The sequence below is a fragment of the Aeromonas caviae genome, from assembly GCF_000819785.1.
GTDB lineage: Bacteria > Pseudomonadota > Gammaproteobacteria > Enterobacterales > Aeromonadaceae > Aeromonas > Aeromonas caviae.
In genome coordinates this window covers 1-1,232 of the sequence record NZ_CDBK01000017.1, presented here as the reverse complement: position 1 = coordinate 1,232, position 1,232 = coordinate 1, and the positions used below count along the sequence as shown (strand labels likewise).

Here is a 1,232-nt window from a genome sequence, read left to right as displayed (position 1 = left end):
TGAATCGCCCCTGGTTTTCTAGACACTTTGTTGCTGAAAAATAAACTGCCTTTCAAACTCTACCGGCGACAGCCCATCATTGGAACCATGACGCCTGATTGGGTTGTAAAACATCTCGATATAATCAAACACATCGCTGCGGGCTTCGTCTCTTGTCGCGTAAATCCTGCGCTTGATCCGCTCCCGTTTGAGCAACTGAAAGAAGCTCTCGGCGACCGCGTTGTCGTGACAGTTACCCCGTCGGCTCATGCTACAACTCAGGTTGTGGGCCTTCAGAAAGTCCTGCCATTCACCACCGGTAAACTGGCTGCCCTGATCCGAATGCACCAGTACCGGCTGCTTGGGTTTGCGCCGCCAGACGGCCATCAATAACGCATCAACCGCCAAGTCTGCCGTCATGCGTGACTTCATCGCCCAGCCGACGATCTGGCGAGAGAACAGGTCGAGCACCACCGCCAGGTACAGCCACCCTTCTTGAGTGCGAATGTAGGTAATGTCAGTCACCCAGGTGATGTTGGGGGCTGGCACCTTAAACTGACGTGCCAGCGTGTTTGGGGCAGCTTGCGTGCTCTTGCCTCCATAATGCCCCTTGCGGCGTTGATAGCCCGTTTGCGAACGCAGTCCCTCCCGCTTCATTAATTTGGCCACACGGTGCTTGCCGCAGGCTTCCCCTGCGTCACGAAGGTCGCGATGGATCTTGCGATAACCGTAGACAGCACCACTTTCCAGCCAGGATTGCTTGACCAATCCGGTCAGTCGTTCGTCCTCCTGCTGTCGTGGCGATGTGGGCTGTTTCAACCACGCGTAGAAGCCACTTCGGTGAACCCCCAGGGTCTGGCACAGGGTAACGACACTGTACCGGTCGAGTCGGGAGGTTATGAACGCGTACCTTTCCTTGACTCGCTGGCAAAGTACGCGGCGGCCTCCTTTAGAATATTGCGCTCCTCGGTGACCTGGCGCAGTTCAGTTTTCAGGCGGCGGATCTCGGCTTGCAAGGCAGACTCTTCTATCTGCTGGTCAGCAGGCTTACCGTACTGCTTGAGCCATGCATACAGGCTGTGGCTGGATACCCCGATGGCACGTGCAACGTCAGCCACCGGCCGCCCGCGCTCGGTGATTTGTTTAACGGCTTCGATTTTGAATGTTTCTGGATAACGCTGACGGGTCATAACACCTCCAATAGTTGCCTCATTTTAAGGCTGTGAGGTGTCTAGGGAACTGGGAGCGATTCA

General features: G+C 55.7%; 1 protein-coding gene. It reads right to left on the bottom strand.

Going from position 1 to position 1,232, the window contains the following annotated elements; genetic code table 11:
• Positions 1–18: 18 nt before the first annotated feature.
• A protein-coding gene (locus tag BN1120_RS02710; RefSeq protein ID WP_111736006.1) for an IS3 family transposase occupies positions 19–1,169 on the bottom strand; the annotation gives its coding sequence in 2 pieces (ribosomal slippage) (positions 19–932 and positions 932–1,169; 1,152 coding nt in all).
• Positions 1,170–1,232 lie beyond the last annotated feature (63 nt).